Raw genomic sequence first — 17774 nt, 5'->3', positions numbered from 1 at the left:
AGCCATAGGGGAACGATAATGAGTGAGAAGAGCAATCCGAAGGGCGATTTCTCCCTGGTGATGGATCGCAATCTGGCGCTGGAAGTGGTCCGCGTCACCGAGGCGGCGGCCCTGTCCGCCTCGCTGCTGATGGGCCGTGGCGACGAGAAGGCCGCCGATCAGGCCGCCGTGGACGCGATGCGCAAGGCCCTGAACAGCCTGTCCATCGACGGCACGGTCGTGATTGGTGAGGGTGAGCGCGACGAAGCCCCGATGCTGTATATCGGGGAAAAGGTCGGCACCGGCAATGGTCCCAAGATCGACATCGCGCTGGACCCGCTGGAAGGCACCACCATCTGCGCCAAGGGCGGCCCGAACGCGCTGGCCGTTATCGCCATGGCGGAGGCCGGCGGCTTCCTGAACGCGCCCGACGTGTACATGGAAAAGATCGCGGTGGGCGGCGGCCTGCCGGGTGGCGTGGTCGACCTGGATGAGAAGGTCGAGACCAACCTGCGCAACCTGGCCCTGGCCAAGGGTGCGGACGTGTCGGAAATGGTGGTCTGTATCCTGGACCGTCCGCGCCATGCCGAGCTGATCGCCCGCGTGCGTGAGGCCGGTGCCCGCATCATGCTGATCGGCGATGGCGACGTGTCGGGCGTGATCGCGACCGCCCAGCCCAATGCCGGCATCGACCTGTATATGGGTTCCGGTGGTGCGCCCGAAGGTGTGCTGGCTGCTGCCGCGCTGCGCTGCATCGGCGGGCAGTTCCAGGGCCGCCTGATTTTCCGCAACGATGCTGAGCGTGAGCGCGCCAAGCGTTGGGGCGTCACCGACCTGGACAAGAAGTACAGCCTGTACGATCTGGCCCGTGGCGACGTGATGTTCTGCGCCACCGGCGTGACCACCGGCCCCATGCTGGGCGGCGTGCGCCGCTTCCCCGGCGGCGCCATCACCCATTCGGTGGTGATGCGGTCCAAGTCGGGCACGGTGCGTTATGTCGAGGCGCACCACAATCTGCGCACCAAGACCAGCATGATCCCGGACGCGAAGCGGTAAGGCGTTTCCCTTACCCGGTATGGGGTTTCCCTCACCCTCCCACCGGCTGACGCCGGTGGGCCCCTCCCTCTCCCACTGGCGTGGGCGAGGGGCGCAAGTTAGATTTCGCCCCTCTACCGCTTGCGGGAGAGGGAGGGGCCCGCGCCTGCCAAGGCGTGGGAGGGTGAGGGATCGTTTCACGCTCATCACCCGACGGGTACCCCCATGACCATCCCCGCCTTCCTTGGCGTTGAAAGCTCCCTGACCGGCCGCCGCTGGAAGGCCCGCAACAGTGATGACCGGCTGGCCCTGACCTTGGCGCAGGCGCATGGGTTGCCGGAGTTGGTGGGGCGGCTGCTGGCCGGGCGTGGGGTGGCGGTGGAGGAGGTGGAGCGGTTCCTGTCGCCCACCTTGCGCGCCTTCATGCCCGACCCGTCGGTGCTGCGCGATATGGACAAGGCCGCCGACCGCGTGGCCCGCGCCATCCGCGATGGGGAGAGGGTGGCGGTCTTCGGCGATTACGACGTGGATGGTGCCACCTCCACGGCCCTGCTGAACCGGTTCTTCCGGGCCGTGGGCCGGCAATTGCGCGTCTATATCCCCGACCGGATCGAGGAAGGGTATGGCCCCAATCTGCCAGCCCTTTTGAAGTTGAAGGAAGAAGGCATCGATCTGGTCGTCACCGTCGATTGCGGGGTGACCAGTTTCGATCCGCTGCATGGGGCCGTGGCGGCGGGGCTTGAGGTGGTGGTGGTGGACCATCACAAGGCCGAACCGCGCCTGCCCGAGGTGACGGCGGTGGTGAACCCCAACCGCATGGATGAACCGGCGGGCGGGCCGCTATCGACGCTGGCCGCGGTCGGCGTGACCTTCCTGCTGATCGTGGCGGTCAACCGGTTGCTGCGCGGTACTGGTTTTTACAGCAATGGTAGGGCGGAACCGGACCTGATGTCCTGGCTGGATATCGTGGCGCTGGGCACCGTCTGTGACGTGGTGCCGCTGGTCGGGCTGAACCGAGCCTTCGTGGCGCAGGGACTGCGCGTCATGGGCAAGCGCGCCAATATCGGCATTTCGGCCCTGGCCGATGTGGCCGGCGTGAACGAGGCCATGGATGCCTACCATGCCGGATATATTATCGGGCCGCGCGTGAATGCCGGGGGCCGCGTGGGGCGGGCCGATCTGGGCACGCGGTTGCTGGCCACGGAGTCGCCGGCGGAGGCGGCCGATCTGGCCAAGGAACTGCACGCGTTCAATGCCGAGCGTCGCGCCATCGAGGCTGCGGTGCTGGACGATGCCATGGCCTTGATGGAAACCAGCGTGGATGACAGTCCCGAACTGGTGCTGGCCGTGGGGGAGGGGTGGCATCCCGGCGTCATCGGCATTGTCGCCTCACGCCTGAAGGACCGTTTCAACCGCCCGGCCTGTGTCGTGGCGCTGGATGGCACGCTGGGCAAGGCGTCGGGCCGGTCGGTGCGCGGTGTCGATCTGGGATCGGCCATCATCGCGGCGCGTCAGGCGGGGCTGCTGGTGGCCGGTGGCGGCCATGCCATGGCGGCAGGCTTTACCGTTGAGCGCGAGAAGATCGACGATCTGCGCGCCTTCCTGCGTGAGCGGATCGCCAGACAGCTGGAGGATATGGGGCCGCTGGTGCCGTCCTTGTCGCTGGACGGTGCCCTGTCGGTGCGCGGGGCCAATACCGATCTGATGCGGCATCTGGAACGGCTGGCCCCCTATGGCACCGGCAATTCCGAACCGCGTTTCGCCGTCACCGATGCCCGCATCGTCAAGGCCGATGTCGTGGGCGGGGAGGGCAAGCATGTGCGCTGCATCCTGACGGGCAATGATGGCAGCCGTTTGAAATCAATCGCCTTCCGCGCCATGGACAGCGATCTTGGCCCCGCCTTGTTGCAAAGCGGCGGGCGGCCCATGCATCTGGCCGGGACTTTGCGGCCCGACCGCTGGAACGGTAATGATGGCGTACAGTTATTGATTGATGATGCGGCGGTTTCCGGCAACGCCGGCTAAAGGAAACCTGAGCGACTATTCATTCATTCGCCACGGGTCTTTAATAAATTATTACCAATTCGTTAAAGACAGCTATCCCCGCATAGCATATAGTCACCCATCGCCCAGTTGCCGCTTGCATCATCACTGCCGGGGCAGGGCGGTCGCGTTGGTTTTGTGCGGGGCGATCGGTGTCATGAATGTACGCGCGGCGGGTGCGCCGGTCGAAAGGCCGGAAGCGGGCAAGATGAAGGAAACGGCGGTCACGCCGCCTGAACCCACCTCCGCCGTGTCGAAGCTTCAGGCCCATTTCGAACAGCTGGACGAGAATTCGCTGCTGCGCGTGGCCCGTGCGGTGGAATTGGCCCGTGCCGCTGAACGCCGCGACCCCACCGATGAACAGATACTTGAGACGCTGCGCCCGCGCCTGCGCAATCTGCGCCCGGCCCGCGTGCCGACGTTCCAGCGCTCCATCTGCGTGGCGCTGGAAATTTTCCTTTATGACGGCGACCTGCATGAGGAAAAGCGCAAGGGTGCGCTGGCCCGTCAGGTGCTGAACCCCTGGTGGCGGGTGCTTCTGGCCTCTCCCTACCGCGCCACCCTGGCCGGGCTGGAGGGGGAGTATGGCAAGGCGGTGCGCGAGCAGCGCTGGTCCGACCTGCCTGCCATTGCCGATAAGGGGGTTCTGGCGGCGGCTGACGCGACGGAGGCCCTGCTGGCCGAGGCGCAGAAATCCTATGGGCGGCGGGGGGAGCTGTCCTCCATGCTGGGCGGCGACCGCGCGCTGGAGGATATGCGGGAGATCGGGGTGCTGCTGGGCCTGCACAGCCAGCTGACCCCGGCGCTGGAACGCGTGCGCCGCATGGCCGGGGTGGAGGGGGCGGGCCGCATCGCCGATTTCACGCCCGCGTCGGTGGTGGCGGCGCGCACCGCCTATATGAACATCCATGACCGGGGCGCCGATCTGGTCGAGTATTTCTTCTTCGGGCTGATGACCCTACTGATGCAGCCGTTCCAGGCGCTGCGTCTGGTCCGCATGCTGTCGCAGGATTTGAGCCATGTGTCGGGCAACCATCCCGCCCGTCTGATCCCCGCCCGCCTGTTCTCCGACCTGACGCGGACATTGTCGGAGATCGGCAAATCATCGGCGGGGCCGGTGATGGCGCGTCGCGTCTGGCTTCTGACCTGCGCGCGGCTGGTGTCGGATGCGCAGCTGATGATCAAGGGGCTGGCGGAGGAGGTTCAGGTTGAGCCGAATCCGGAATGGCAGAAGCTGCTGACCGAGGCGCGGGGCCGGGTGATGCAGGCCGTGGACACGTTCCTGGCCGCCGCCATCCAGGATTGCGCCGTCGTCCTGCCGGTGAAGCCTTTGCAGGAAAAGAAGGGCGTGGAGGTCCGGCTGGAGCCTGACATGGCCCATATCCCGACGGATGAGGAGGTGGGCATCGCCCAGGCCGCCACCGTCCTGTTTACGGCGGTCAAGAAGCTGATGGAACAGGAAGGCCAGGACCGGCTGATGCGGTCTAAGGAGGCCGATCTGGAGCAGCGGCTGGAGATCGGGATCAATTTCCGCGTCGAATATCTGCGCGCCCGGCCCAAGCATATGGTGGCGCTGGCCCATCTGCGCGGCGTGCAGAAGGTGCTCAAGGGCTTGCCCTCGTTCAACATTATCCGCGACCTGGAATATCGTGTCGAACGGACCCTCGATCGCTATAAGAATTGATCGAAGTTGGGTCGGGCATGGGCGTTATGCAAGAAAGTGAAAAAAAGTGCTTGAACAGCCCGGCGGGTCCGGCTAATTAACCGCCCACCGACGACGTCCCCATCGTCTAGAGGCCTAGGACACCAGCCTTTCACGTTGGTAACACGGGTTCGAATCCCGTTGGGGACGCCACCTTCCAAGACACGAGTTCTTGGTTTCCGGTGGCGGTGCCGGATGGATGACTTGAGCACCATTTGGCGGATACGGAAAAAGCCCCGCGCCGAAAGGCCGGGGCTTTTTCGTTGCCAAACCAGCATTAGCTTTTTCAACAAGGGATTGATCATGCGTTCTTTGGAAGGACAGCGCAGCGACAACCGGCCCCTGAAGCGCAACGATGACGAAAAGCGCCGGGCCCTGTTGCAGCTGGAAGCGGCCTATGCCGCGCTCGGTCCGAAGCCGACGCCGGGCCTGAAGGAAACGATGGCGGAGCGTATCCGCGCCCTGAAGGCCGAAATCGCCGAGGGCGCCGCCAAGCCGCCGCGCCGCGAACGGGATCGCGACCGGGGCTGAACAACAGCACACCAGAAAAAGGGCGGGCACTGCCAGACGGCGGTCCCGCCCTTTTTTCATGGCGGCATGAAACGCTGTTATGGGTCGCTGATTGGCCTTGCGCGTGCTGTCGCCTGGTACCATCTTCGGGTGGTTGCTTCCAAAGGCAGGGCCATGCGCCGTATCGCATCATTCTGGACAGGGTTGCTGAAGGCGGGTGCTGTGGCACTGGTCCTGGCCCTGTTCGGCTTTGCGACGGCATCGGCGCATGAGAATCACGACGCCCAACAGCCGGTGTCGGCGTCTGTCCAGACAGCGGCGCAGACCGATTGCCACGAACAGCAGGGCGTGCAGAAGGCCGCCGCCACCAGCCACGACCATGCGCACAAGCATGGGCAGGGCATGGCGGATGATTGCTGCAAGGATGCCTGCGCCTGTGGCTGTGCGGCCACCTGTGCCACCCATGTCGCCACGGGCGTGCCGGTTGTGAATGCCGTGCCCATGCCGGTACCGGCGGGATTGCTGCTGCCGGGCCGTGTCCTTGATCCGGCGGGCCTGACCACACCGCCCGACCCGCGCCCACCGCTTACCATCTGACACGCCCCGCCGCACCTGCGCGCCTTTTCGCCGCCGGTGCCTGTTCTGCGTTGTCAGATGGAATCCGCCCTATGAAAATCCTGTCGCGCCTGTTGCTGGCGGCGGCCCTGTTCCTGGTCCCGGCCCTGGCCGTATCCGCCCATGAAGGGCATGACCATGGCACGCCCGATGCTGCCGCCACCCCGGCCCCGTCCCCCACCGCCGTCCCCACGATTGAGGCCGATGGTGGCGATGTGCAGATGGTTGCCCTGTTGCAGGGCGGGACCGTCACCCTGTTCATCGATCTTCTGGCCGATAACAGCCCCGTGACGGGGGCCGCCGTCACCATGTCCGCCGATGGCGGCAAGCCGGTTACCGTGCCGGCGGCCCCTGACGGCACCTACCGCGCGCCGGCCCCTTGGGCGACACCGGGCGACCATGCCCTGAATTTCACGGTCACTGCGGATGGGGTGGCTGATCTTCTGGTCGGGACCCTGACGGTGCCGGCGGCGGCCCCGGTCGCGGCGGCGTCAACCGGCTGGGGGGCGATCCTCTGGGCCGTGGGTGCGCTGATCCTTGGCATGGCGCTGGGGGCGGGGCTGCTGTCGCTGCGCAGGCAAAGGGCGGTGCCGGCCCTGCTGCTGTTGGCGGCGTTTGCCCTGCCGACCGAGCGGGTGCTGGCCCATGAAGGCCATGATCATGGTGCGCCGGCCCCGGAACCGGTGGCGGGCAACAATCCCCGCCGCCTGCCCGATGGCGGCCTGTTCGTGCCCAAGGCGACGCAGCGCCTTCTGTCCATCCGCACCCAGGAACTGATCAGCGGGGAAGTGTCGCCCACCGTCACCCTGACGGGCCGGGTGATCAATGATCCCAACCGGTCGGGCCGGGTGCAGGCGCCGCAGTCGGGCCGCCTGATGCCGCCCGATGGCGGCTTCCCCCTGCCGGGCACGCTGGTGAAGGCGGGGCAGGTTCTGGGCTATGTCGAACTGGTGCTACGGGCCGAGGATGGCAGCGGCATTTCACAGCAGCTGGCGGCCCTGGACAAGGATGTCCGGCTGGCGCAGCAGCAATGGAACCGCCTTTCCAACCTGAAAGGGGCCGTGGCCCAGGCGGAGATCGATGATGCCAGCGCCACCCTGGATGGGTTGATGCGCGAACGCGAGGTGATGGCGCGGGCGGTGGCCAAGCGGGTGCCCCTGACATCCCCCATTGATGGGGTGATCAGCAGCAGCAATGCCGTGCCCGGCCTGATGATCGAGGATCGGGACATCACCCTGGTGTTCGAGGTGACGGAACCCGGCGCCGTGATGGTGGAGGCCCTGTCCTTTGACGGGCCGCTGCCGGACAGGGCAATGGTGACGGCAAAGGTGGGGGGCAAGATTGTGTCCCTGGCGCTGGCGGGGCAGGGTGTGGCCCCGGTGCCGGGGGCGACGCGCCTGCTGCTGCGCGCCAGGGATGGTGGCTGGGGGGCGTCGGTGCCGGCGGTGGGGACCATGCTGACCCTGTCGCGGCCCGCCGGGGCGTCCGTGGCCGGGCTGCTGGTCCCGCGTGACGCGCTGGTGCGCGGGTCGGACGGGTTGCCGGCGGTGCTGGTGCATGAAACGGCCCAGCGTTTTGTCCCCCGTACCGTGCGGGTGGAGCCGGCGGGGGCCGGTGCCGTCCGCCTGGTCGCCGGGGTTGAGGCGGGCGCGCGGGTCGTGGTGCGCGGCGCCAATCTTCTGAACCAGATCCGATAGGGGGCGGCGATGTTTACGGCAATCGTCTCCACCTCGCTGCGCAACCGGCTGATGGTGCTGGTCGCGGCCTTGCTTCTCTCGCTTTATGGCGCCTTCACGCTGGGCCATCTGTCGGTGGATGTGTTCCCCGACCTGAACCGCCCCACCATCACCTTGATGACCGAAAGCCCCGGCATGGCCCCGGAGGAGGTGGAGCGGCTGGTCAGCTTCCCCATCGAAACCGCCATGAACGGCATGCCGGGCGTGGAGCGCGTCCGCTCCACCTCGTCCGCCGGCCTGTCGGTGGTGACGGTGGAGTTCGGCTGGGGCACCGAGATCTATCGCAACCGGCAGCAGGTGACGGAACGCCTGTCGCTGCTGACGGGGCAGTTGCCGCCCGGCGTGGTGCCGCAGATGGGCCCCATCTCCTCCATCATGGGGGAGATCATGCTGGTGGCCCTGACCCCGGCGCAGGGTGCCAGCATCGACCCGATGCGGCTGCGCGATGTCGGTGACTGGACATTGCGTCCGCGTCTTCTGTCCATCCCCGGCGTGTCGCAGGTCATCCCCATGGGGGGTGAGGTGCGGCAGTTCCGGGTGGCCCCCGACACGGGCCGCATGGCCCTGCTGGGTGTCAGCCTGGAACAGGTGCGCACGGCGCTTGCCAGCTATGGCGCCAATGTCGGCGGTGGCATCGTGGAGCGGCGGGGGGAGGAGCTGCTGGTGCGCGGCGTTGGCCGGACCAGCCGGCTGGATGATCTGCGCAAACTGCCGGTCGCTGTCATTGACGGGGCCGTGGTCGCGCTGGGCGATGTGGCCGCCGTGGACCATGCCGCCCGCCCGCGCCGGGGCGATGCCGGCCTGAACGCCGCCACCGCCGTTTTGGTGTCGGTGCAAAAGCAGCCGGATGCCGATACGCTGACGGTCACTCGCGCCGTGGAACGGGCACTGACCGAACTGTCAGCCGGGCTGCCGCAGGGGGTGGCGGCACCGGAGGTCGTGTTCCGTCAGGCCGATTTCATCCAGAACAGCGTCGACAATGTTGAACGCGTGCTGGTGGAGGCCGGCATTGTCGTCGCCGTCATCCTGTTCCTGTTTCTGGGCAATTTCCGCACCACCATCATCAGCCTGACGGCCATCCCCATCTCCATCCTGGTCGCGGTGCTGGTGTTCAAGGCGCTGGGCCTGACCATCAACACCATGACCCTGGGCGGGCTTGCCATCGCCATCGGTGAACTGGTCGATGATGCCGTGGTGGATGTGGAGAACATCTTCCGCCGCCTGCGCGAAAACGCCCTGCGGCCCGAACCGCTGCCGGTCCTGTCCATCGTGCTGTCGGCCAGCACGGAGGTGCGGTCGGGCATCGTCTATGCCACGGCCATCATCGTGCTGGTCTTCGTGCCGCTGTTTGCATTGTCGGGCATTGAGGGGCGGTTGTTCGCGCCGCTGGGCATTGCCTATATCGTGTCGATCCTGGCCAGCCTGGTTACGGCCATTACCGTCACGCCGGTGCTTTGCTACTACCTGCTGCCGAAACTGGCGGACAGTGCGGAACATGATGGCTGGCTGGTCCGTAAACTGAAGGCGGGGAATGACCGGCTGCTGGACTGGGCCTTTGCTCACCGGTCGCTGGTGATGGGCAGCGTTGCGGGGGCGGTGCTGGTGGCGCTGATCGCGGTTCCCTTCCTGCCGCGTGCCTTCCTGCCGGATTTCAACGAGGGCACGCTGACCATCACCATGAACCTGAACCCCGGCATCTCGCTGGACCAGTCGTCAGACGTGGGGCGCATGGCCGAACACCTGATCGCGCAGGTGCCGGAGGTGACGTCGGTCGCCCGGCGTACGGGCCGGGCGGAGCTGGATGAGCATGCCCTGGGCGTGCATGTGTCGGAGATTGAGGCGCATCTGAAGCCATCGGCCCGCGCCAAGGCCGATATCCTGGCCGATGTGCGGGCACGCCTGTCCAGCCTGCCGGTCACAGTGAATATCGGGCAGCCGATTTCCCACCGTCTGGATCACATGCTGTCGGGCGTGCGGGCACAGTTGGCCGTGAAACTTTATGGCGACGACATGGTCTCGCTGCGGGCCATGGCGGGCGGGTTGCAGCAGAAGCTGTCCGCCGTCCCCGGCCTTGTCGACCTGCAGATCGAAAAGCAGGTGCTGATCCCGCAACTGCGTGTCGATGTCGATCCCGACCGGGCGCGTGCCCATGGCATCACCCCGTCCGCCGTTCTGGCCGCGGTGCAAAGCCTGTCCAGCGGCGAGGTGGTGACGGAGATCATCGAGGGTGACCGCCGCCACGACCTTGTCCTGCGCATGAAGGACGAGGCGCGGGACCCGGCGGCGCTGGGCCGGGTGCTGATCGACACACCTGTCGGGCCTATGCCCCTGTCACAGCTGGCCGAGGTGAGTGAGGGCGACGGCCCCAACGAGGTGATGCGCGAGAATGGGCAGCGGCGTCTGGCCATTCTGGGCAATGGCGATGGCAAGCGCGACATGGCGGCCATTGTGGCCGATATCCGCGCCGTGCTGGACGCCACACCGATGCCGGCTGGCACCCATGCCAGCCTGGAAGGCACCTTCCAGGCCCAAGAACAGGCGGTGCGCACCATCGCCGCCTTGTCGGCGGTGTCCTTCGCCCTGATCTTCCTGGTGCTGTACAGCCGCTACCGCTCCGCCGTGCCGGTGCTGATCATCATGGGCACGGTGCCCATGGCCCTGGTCGGGTCGGTCGCGGCCTTGTGGCTGGCGGGGTTGCCGCTGTCGGTGGCCAGCATGGTGGGCTTCATCACGCTGGCCGGCATCTCCACCCGCAACGGCATCCTGAAGATCAGCCATTACATCAATCTCTGCCGGATCGAGGGGGAGGCGTTCGGCCAAGCCATGATCCGGCGCGGCAGCCGGGAACGGCTGGTGCCCGTGCTGATGACGGCCCTGTCGGCGGGTCTGGCCCTGATCCCCCTGCTGGTCGGGGCGGATGCGCCGGGCAAGGAGATCTTGCACCCCGTTGCCGTCACCATCTTCGGCGGGCTGATCAGCGCCACGCTGCTGGATACCGTCCTGACCCCGCTTCTGTTTGCCCGCTTTGGTGGTCCCGCCGTGCAACGGCTGCTGGCCACCACCCCATCCACGCAAGGCCAGGTTGCCGAGGCCTTTTAGAGTTTGTCAGGTGTTCATGGAAACACCTGACAAACTCTAAGCTTTTATTTTGTCGTGTGATTCACGGTTTAAATGATTCCATTTAAACCGATCACACTCTGAGGAGTGACGATCATGAAGTTCAACGCTGCCACCCTGGCGCTTGCCACGTTTCTGACCCTGGCCCCCACCGCCGCCTTCGGCCATGCCCCTCCCGTGGGCGTGCATGGCGGGATGCAGGTGCATGCAGGGCCGTTGCACCAGGAACTGGTGATTAAGGATAAGGTCCTGACCGTCTATCTCAACACCATGGAGGAAAAGCCCATCGATACCGCCGGTGCCACGGGCAGCGTCACCTTGCTGATCGACGGCACCCCGGTGCAGGTGACGCTGGCCCCCGCCGGTCCCAACAGCCTGTCGGGCAAGATCGACCGCGAGGTACCGGTGGGCACCCGCATCGCCACCGTGGTGACGCTCGCCGGCAAGGGGGCCGTGCAGGCGCGGTACGAGTGGAAGCCGGCGGCGGCTGGTGGGGAGCATGCGGGGCACTGAGGGGAGAGGGCCGCCGGTGTCATGCCGGCGGCATGGCTGTACTTGTTCCATAAATTACAGCGGACTTCATTTAACTGGACGCGCGTTTTATTCGTCATCCCGGCGAAAGCCGGGACCCAGCGTAGAGCGGCGTCTGCCGCGACAAGAGTTATATCGGCGCTAACCGCGCCTAACGCTGGGTCCCGGCTTTCGCCGGGATGACGATAGGGGTTGTAACCAGTCATCCAACTCATCCATCGCCTGATTGTGCGGGATCAGCTGTGCCGTGTGCAGCTCGACAAGGGCCGCTTCGATGGCGGCGACATCGTGGCTTTCGCGCGACAGGAAGCTTTCGATGGCTTCGGTGACCAGGGCATCCGGGCTGCGGTGGGTGCGTGCCGCAAGATGCGAAAGCTGGGCTTCCGCCTCTGGCGACAGGTTTACCGTCAATGTCGTGCCTTCCGGCATGGGCGGACATCCCGATATCGGTTTCAGGGTCGGATAATACCACATTTGCCCGCTCATCAAAAACACTTCCGACATCGGATGATTTCCTCTTGACGAAAGGTCGGGGCTGACCCATCTTCATATTGTTGTTTCAACATACTGAAAGGAGGTGATCCGATGTCTCGTTCCACTTTGCGGACCCGCGCGGATCTCTCCGGCATCCGGTCTTTCGCCGGCTGATCGGGAGATGTCCGCTGGCGGGGTCCACCGCCAAAGCGGATCGTCCATGCGTCATCATGGAAGGCAGGGCTGGTTCCCCGGGGGACCGGCCCTGTTTTATGTGGAAAACCGTGTTCTGCGGCCCGTTCCTTGGTTCCGTTTTGCCGGCGGGCTTGCTATCAAGGCCAAAGCATAAGAGTTCCACCAAAAATCCGGGTCCTTTTGATGAATCGCCAAGATCGCCGCCGTCAGCTTTCCGATTTGTCCAAGTCGGATGCGATGTATTCCAGCTTCCCGTCCGATATGCGGGCGGCGACGGAGCTGCATCGTCAGGGCCGTATGAAGGAAGCGGCGGATACGCTGCGCAAGATCACCAAGGTCTATGCCGACCACCCGGATGTGCGCGTCGCCTGGTCCAATCTGGGCGCCACGCTGCAGGGTATGGGCAAGCTGGATGACGCCGTCACGGCCCTGAAGAAGGCCCGCGCGCTGAAGCCGGATCATCCGCCGCCGCACCATAATCTGGGCATGGCGCTGGCCCAGCAGGGCAAGCTGGACGAGGCGATCGAGAGCCTGCAGCGCGCCTGCGAGCTGGACCCGAATTTCCGCGATGCCTGGGCCGGTCTGGCCCTGGTGCGTGAACAGACGGGCGAAATCCCGCTGGCCACCGAGGCGTGGCAGCGCGCCGTTCAGGCCGATCCCAACGCGGTGGAGCCGCTGTTCAATTTTGGCAACTGCCTGTTCCGCCTTGGCATGCTGAATGAGGCCGCCAGTGCCTTCCAGGGCTGTCTGGCCCGCCGGCCCAACATGCCGGAAGCCGTCTATGCACTGGGTCGCGTGCATGAGGAAGCCGGCAGCTTCGATACCGCCGCCGAGGCCTATCTGGCCGCCACCCGCATCGCCCCGCAGGTGGGCCAGGGCCATGCACAGCTGGCCGGGCTGATCGTGCATATCGCCGGCAGCGATCTGGCCAAGGCGCAGGGCCTGGCCGACACCTACCGCCAGACCCACCCCGACAGCCCCATCGTGCCGCAACTGTTCGGTCGCCTGGAAGAGATCGCCAAGGCGGCGGCGGAGGCTCCAGCGGAAGAGGCGAAGGCTGAGGGTTGATTGTGTAGCGCGGATTAGGCGTCAGCCGTAATCCGCGGAAACCCGCTTCCCGGCGTCGCTCCGCGGATTACGCTTCGCTAATCCGCGCTACTTCTTGGCCTTCAGCGCCAGCTTGGCGGCGCGGTAGCGGGATGCCCAGCCGGGCTTTTCCTCCTGCGGGGCGCGGGCGATCGACAGGGCGTCGGGGGCCACGTCGCGGGTGACGACGGTGCCCGCCGCCGTATAGGCGCCGTCGCCCACGGAAACGGGCGCGACCAGCGTGGAATGGGTGCCGATGAAGACGTTGGACCCGATGCGGGTACGATGCTTCAGCACGCCATCATAATTGCAGGTGATGGTGCCGGCCCCAATGTTGCTGCCACCGCCGACATCGGCGTCGCCCAGATATGTCAGGTGGTTGGCCTTGGCGCCGGCCCCGAAAGCCGTGTTCTTCAGCTCCACGAAATTGCCGATATGCGCACCCTCACCGACATCGGTGCCGGGGCGCAGGCGGGCATAGGGGCCGATGATGGCGCGGGCGCGAACGATCACGCCCTCCAGATGGCTGAAGGGCTTGATTTCCACCCCATCCTCCACCGTGACGCCGGGGCCGAACACCACATTCTGGCCCACGGTGACGTCGCGGCCCAGGACCGTGTCGGCGGCGAAATAGACGGTGTCGGGGTCCAGCAGGGTGGCGCCATTGGCCATGGCGGCCTGACGCAGGCGGTTCTGGAATATCTTCTCGATGCCGGCCAGTTCCGCCCGGCTGTTGACGCCGGCAGTGTCGTCGGTGGGACCTTCAACCACGGCGCAGGTCCAGCCGCGCGAGCGGGACACGGCCACGGCATCGGTCAGGTAATATTCGCCCTTGGCGTTGGCATTGCCGATGCCGGAGAGCAAGGCCCCCATCCGTGCGCCGTCGAACGCCATGAACCCGGCATTGCACAGGGTGACGGCGCGTTCAGCGGGGCTGGCGTCCAGGAACTCCACGATCTTTTCCAGGCCGCCATCGGCCCCCAGGATCAGGCGGCCATAGGCGCCGGGATCGGTGGGCCGCATGCCCAGCACGACCACCGCCGGGTCGCCGGCGCTATTGCGGGCCGCCACCATCTTCGACAGGGTGGATGCGGTGATCAGGGGCGAGTCGCCGTACAGCACCAGCACATCGCCCGTAAAGCCCGCCAGTTCACCCAGTGCGGCCTTCACCGCATCGCCGGTGCCCAGCTGGTTTTCCTGTACCACGGTCGGGTGCGGGGCGACGGTGGCGGCGACATTGTCCATGCCGGGGCCGACCACCACCACGATCTTTTCCGGCGACAGGCATTGTGCCGCCGCCACCACATGGCTGACCATGGGCAGGCCGCCCAGCGGGTGCAGCACCTTGGGCAAGGCGGACTTCATGCGGGTCCCCTTGCCGGCGGCAAGGATGATGCAGGCGAGGGGGCGATGGGACATGGTGGCGGGCCGCATGGCAGTTTGTCTAAGCTGGCCCCCTGTATCATACAGACAAACCTGAAAGCCAAGCGGAAGCGGCAGTGACAATGAGCATCCTTGAACGGTTCCCCGCCCTGATCTTTGATTTCGACGGAACCCTGATCGACAGCGCGCCCGATATCGCCCTGGGCCTGAACCGGCTTCTGGTGGCGGAAGGCCGGCGGGAATTGCCGCTGGCAGACGTGCATCTGATGATCGGGGATGGGGCGGGGCGGCTGGTGGAACAGGCCTTCGCCGCCACGGGTGCGGCCCTGACGCTGGACGAGTTGGGGCCGATGACCGAGCGGTATTTGGCGATCTATGGCGCGCTGCCCGTAGACCGGGCCTGCATCTATCCGGGCGTGGTGGAGACGTTGAGCGCGTTGAAGCAGGCCGGGCACCGCCTGGGCCTTTGCACCAACAAGCCGGCAGGGATCAGTGTCGATCTGTTGCGCGAACTGGGCATGGGCGCGCTGTTCGATGCGGTGGCGGGCGGGGACAGTGTGGCGCGCAAGAAGCCGCATCCAGACCCGCTGCTGTTCGTCATGGAACGGCTGGGCGTGGGGGCCGGTGGGGCCGTGATGGTTGGCGACAATGCCAATGACGTGGCGGCGGCGCGCGGCGCCGGCATGCCCGTGGTGGCCGTTGCCTACGGCTATCCGCGTATGGCGCTGGCGGACTTGGGTGCGGATATCATCATCGACCGGTTCGCGGATTTGCCGGGGGCGCTGGCGCGGTTGGGGTGATGGTCAGCCGGCCTTGACGCTGGCCAGATGCACCTTCACGGCGCCCAGCGGGCTTTCCATTTCCAGGCGCACGGGCACGGGCGGGCCGCCGGCGATGGCGGGGGCGATGTAGAGCGTGACGGGCACGTCCTTGCGCTTTGCCCCCTCCCGGTCGCGGTCGCGCTGGCGGTTTTCCTTCCAGCGGCCGGCCAGCGGCTTGTATTTGACCGAACAGGCGGTGGCGGGGCCGGCATAGACCGACAGGTCCGATGCCTCCAGCGTGGCCGGCCCTTGCGTGGCGAAGATCAGATCGTAACGCTGCCGCCCGTCATAGACGGGAACGGTGATGTCGCAATCGCCCTTCTTGGCCACCTGATCCAGCACGGCCACGATGGCGGAGACGGGATCGATGGTGCCCAGGCGCAGGTCGGCGGGCACCGGCTCCCGGTCCTTCTCCGGCTCCGGGTTGGCCAGCGTCAGGGTGGGGGTGCCGTCTTGCGTATAATCGACCGTGGTCAGGCGCGGCTGATCACGCCAACTGCCATGGGCCGTGAACTGACGCGGGCGGGGCAGGGGGCCGGACAGGTGACCCTGGGCCCGCACATCGGTCTTCCACTGCGCCACCCGGCCCAGAAAACCGTCGGTTTCCATCTTCAACCCGGCGCGGTAGCCATCGGGACCCAGCGCCATGTCGGCGTTCGCGTCCAGCACATGCATGCCCCCGATATGCACCGCATAGGTCAGGGACAGATCATCGGCCTTCTGCGCGAGCGCGGGTGAGGCGGAGACCAGAAGGGCCAGCGGCAGGTAGCTGAGCGCACGCATAGGGTTCGGCCTCCCAATCATGATGGCGGCATGCATAGCCGCAATGTGGGTTGGAAAGCCGCAGGCCACAAGGCTTTCGCGGGATGGTCGGAAAAATTTCCGGTGCTCATCGCTTTTTCCCTTTGACAGGTCGCCGCCGACCCCCTACAACCCCGCTCCACCGACGACGGATGGGCGCGTAGCTCAGCGGGAGAGCATCGCCTTCACACGGCGGGGGTCGCAGGTTCAATCCCTGCCGCGCCCACCATCCTCCGGTTCCTCAAAAAGCCCCTGGCCACAAGCCGGGGGCTTTTTGTGTTTGGGGCCAAGGGGTTGGGCGGGCCAGCCGAGATTCACGACCTCATGTTGGCTACCCAGCAAAAATAACTCATTGCCCCCCCGCCTTCTTCGGCTTGCGCATCTCGTCCAGCTTCTGTTCGGTTTGCCGCGACCGCCACAGCCAGGGTGGCTCCACCCGGCCGCCCCACAGGCCACGGCGGAAGGAGATGGCGCGGGCTTCGATGCCGACATAGTCAAAGCTCAAAGGGCGGTAGGCCAGCGCCATGCCGCGTTCGACCATGGCATAGGCCAGATCGTCGCCATTTTCGGCCCGGCAGATGGCCAGTTTCGGCCCTGCGGCGGGGGACTGGCCGCGCGGGGTGCATTCGATCTCGCGGTTATTGATCAGCAGGCTGAGGATGCGGGTGGCGAGCGCATGGCAATCATATTGCTGCCCGCGCACATTCTCGCAGGTCTGGCCCTTATCGGGCGCGTCGATGCCGAACAGGCGGAATTCCTGTCCTTTCACGGTGACCAGATCGCCCTCCTTGGCGGCCCCCGGCCCCTTCACAGGCGTCTTGTCCGCCTGGGCCAGGGCGGCGGGGGCCAGAGCCAGGGCCAGCAGCAGGGCCGCAGCGCCCCTCACAGCAGGCTTCCCATGGCGGGCGCGGGGGTGGCACCCTGCTGATACGGGGCCAGAAGATCGGCATTGTCGTTGCGCACGGCATTGACCAGCGGCGTGACGGGCCGCAGGACCAGCGCACCCGCCGCCGGTGCCCGCATCATTCCATGGCGCGCAATCTCCGGCGTGTCGGGTGACAGCCAAGCATCCATGGCGGCATCATCCATCAGCATCACGGGCGTGCGTTCATGGATACGGCCCAGTTCGTCATTGGCGGGCGCGGTCAGGATGCAACAGGTGAAGAGCGGCCCATCCTCCCCCCCGCGCCAGATATCCCACAAGGCGGCGAACCCCATGGGGCGGCCATCGGCACGGGACACGTACCAGGGCTGCTTGCGGTCGCCGGTCTGCGGCCATTCATAGAAGCCGTCGGCGGGGATCACGGCCCGCCGCTTCTGCCACGCATCGCGAAAGCTGGGCTTGTCGGCGGCGCTTTCGCTGCGGGCATTGATCATGCGCGCGGCACCCGTGGCATCATTGGCCCAGGATGGGACCAGACCCCAGCGCATGGCGGTTACCATGCGGGTACCGGCGCGGTCCAGCCCGATGACGCCGATTTCCGCCGTGGGCGCGATGTTGAAGCGCGGGTCCAGCATCCGGGGTGGCAGGTCATGGCGCAGCCGCGCGTCAAACGCGTCGGCCAGATCCTTCAGGTCCTTCTGCACAAACCGTCCGCACATGCCCTTCCATCACCCCTTTTGTTCCCGCGCATCAGTCTACAGGCCCCGGCGCCCGCCCGGAAGCGGGGTTAACACCAAGAGCCATGGATCATGACTCTTGGTATTTGCGTTTTCCCTCACGCGCCGGGCGCCGCCATCCGGCGG

15 protein-coding genes and 2 tRNA genes are annotated in these 17774 nt (G+C 66.2%); 12 read left to right on the top strand and 5 right to left on the bottom strand.

Annotated features, from left to right (window positions below; genetic code table 11):
- Positions 1–60 precede the first annotated feature (60 nt).
- The 9 genes from glpX (at position 61) to ACODSP_RS10945 (ending at position 11250) form a co-directional block, all read left to right on the top strand.
- Complete coding sequence (gene glpX, locus ACODSP_RS10985; RefSeq protein ID WP_488965668.1) at positions 61–1035, top strand: class II fructose-bisphosphatase; 975 nt, start codon at positions 61–63, stop codon at positions 1033–1035.
- A 204-nt stretch (positions 1036–1239) separates the two neighbouring features.
- A complete protein-coding gene (recJ, locus tag ACODSP_RS10980) occupies positions 1240–3039 on the top strand; it encodes a single-stranded-DNA-specific exonuclease RecJ (protein WP_488965633.1) in 1800 nt (599 codons plus the stop codon).
- A gap of 175 nt (positions 3040–3214) precedes the next feature.
- Positions 3215–4741, top strand: coding sequence for a hypothetical protein (locus ACODSP_RS10975; RefSeq protein ID WP_488965632.1), 1527 nt, complete (start codon positions 3215–3217; stop codon positions 4739–4741).
- Positions 4742–4836: 95 nt separating this feature from the next.
- Positions 4837–4912, top strand: a tRNA-Glu gene (locus ACODSP_RS10970).
- 150 nt (positions 4913–5062) lie between these two features.
- On the top strand, positions 5063–5290 hold the full coding sequence (locus tag ACODSP_RS10965) for a hypothetical protein (protein WP_156344406.1): 228 nt from the start codon (positions 5063–5065) through the stop codon (positions 5288–5290).
- Between the two features lie 153 nt (positions 5291–5443).
- A complete protein-coding gene (locus ACODSP_RS10960) occupies positions 5444–5866 on the top strand; it encodes a hypothetical protein (protein WP_488965631.1) in 423 nt (140 codons plus the stop codon).
- A gap of 71 nt (positions 5867–5937) precedes the next feature.
- Complete coding sequence (locus ACODSP_RS10955; RefSeq protein ID WP_488965630.1) at positions 5938–7581, top strand: efflux RND transporter periplasmic adaptor subunit; 1644 nt, start codon at positions 5938–5940, stop codon at positions 7579–7581.
- 9 nt (positions 7582–7590) lie between these two features.
- Complete coding sequence (locus ACODSP_RS10950; RefSeq protein WP_488965629.1) at positions 7591–10719, top strand: efflux RND transporter permease subunit; 3129 nt, start codon at positions 7591–7593, stop codon at positions 10717–10719.
- Between the two features lie 114 nt (positions 10720–10833).
- Complete coding sequence (locus tag ACODSP_RS10945; protein WP_488965628.1) at positions 10834–11250, top strand: hypothetical protein; 417 nt, start codon at positions 10834–10836, stop codon at positions 11248–11250.
- Positions 11251–11409: 159 nt separating this feature from the next.
- Here ACODSP_RS10945 and ACODSP_RS10940 read toward each other — a convergent pair whose 3' ends face one another.
- Positions 11410–11697, bottom strand: a complete 288-nt coding sequence (locus ACODSP_RS10940) for a CopG family ribbon-helix-helix protein (RefSeq protein ID WP_488965627.1) — start codon at positions 11695–11697, stop codon at positions 11410–11412.
- Positions 11698–12120: 423 nt separating this feature from the next.
- On the opposite strand from ACODSP_RS10940, the gene ACODSP_RS10935 reads away from it, so the two are divergent.
- Complete coding sequence (locus ACODSP_RS10935; protein WP_488965626.1) at positions 12121–13005, top strand: tetratricopeptide repeat protein; 885 nt, start codon at positions 12121–12123, stop codon at positions 13003–13005.
- Positions 13006–13092: 87 nt separating this feature from the next.
- Here ACODSP_RS10935 and glmU read toward each other — a convergent pair whose 3' ends face one another.
- The gene (gene glmU / locus ACODSP_RS10930) at positions 13093–14442 is read right to left on the bottom strand and encodes a bifunctional UDP-N-acetylglucosamine diphosphorylase/glucosamine-1-phosphate N-acetyltransferase GlmU (RefSeq protein ID WP_488965625.1); all 1350 of its coding nucleotides are present in this window, start codon (positions 14440–14442) and stop codon (positions 13093–13095) included.
- An 86-nt stretch (positions 14443–14528) separates the two neighbouring features.
- On the opposite strand from glmU, the gene gph reads away from it, so the two are divergent.
- Positions 14529–15206, top strand: coding sequence for a phosphoglycolate phosphatase (gene gph, locus ACODSP_RS10925; protein WP_488965624.1), 678 nt, complete (start codon positions 14529–14531; stop codon positions 15204–15206).
- 3 nt (positions 15207–15209) lie between these two features.
- On the opposite strand, the gene ACODSP_RS10920 is transcribed toward gph, so the two are convergent.
- Positions 15210–16010 carry a DUF3108 domain-containing protein gene (locus ACODSP_RS10920; RefSeq protein ID WP_488965623.1) on the bottom strand — a complete coding sequence of 267 codons (801 nt, stop codon included), beginning with the start codon at positions 16008–16010 and terminating at the stop codon, positions 15210–15212.
- A gap of 172 nt (positions 16011–16182) precedes the next feature.
- On the opposite strand from ACODSP_RS10920, the gene ACODSP_RS10915 reads away from it, so the two are divergent.
- A tRNA-Val gene (locus ACODSP_RS10915) sits at positions 16183–16257 on the top strand.
- 120 nt (positions 16258–16377) lie between these two features.
- Here the strand turns inward: ACODSP_RS10915 and ACODSP_RS10910 are convergent.
- Positions 16378–16914: a thermonuclease family protein gene (locus tag ACODSP_RS10910; protein WP_488965622.1), complete on the bottom strand. Its 537-nt coding sequence runs from the start codon at positions 16912–16914 to the stop codon at positions 16378–16380.
- Complete coding sequence (locus ACODSP_RS10905; protein ID WP_488965621.1) at positions 16911–17630, bottom strand: SOS response-associated peptidase; 720 nt, start codon at positions 17628–17630, stop codon at positions 16911–16913. Before ACODSP_RS10905 ends, ACODSP_RS10910 begins: the two co-directional genes overlap by 4 nt.
- Between the last annotated feature and the right edge of the window lie 144 nt (positions 17631–17774).

It is taken from the genome of Niveispirillum sp. FG156 (assembly GCF_057809555.1).
The sequence above is the reverse complement of the archived record's forward strand: the minus strand, read 5'-3'. Positions and strand labels throughout refer to the sequence as shown.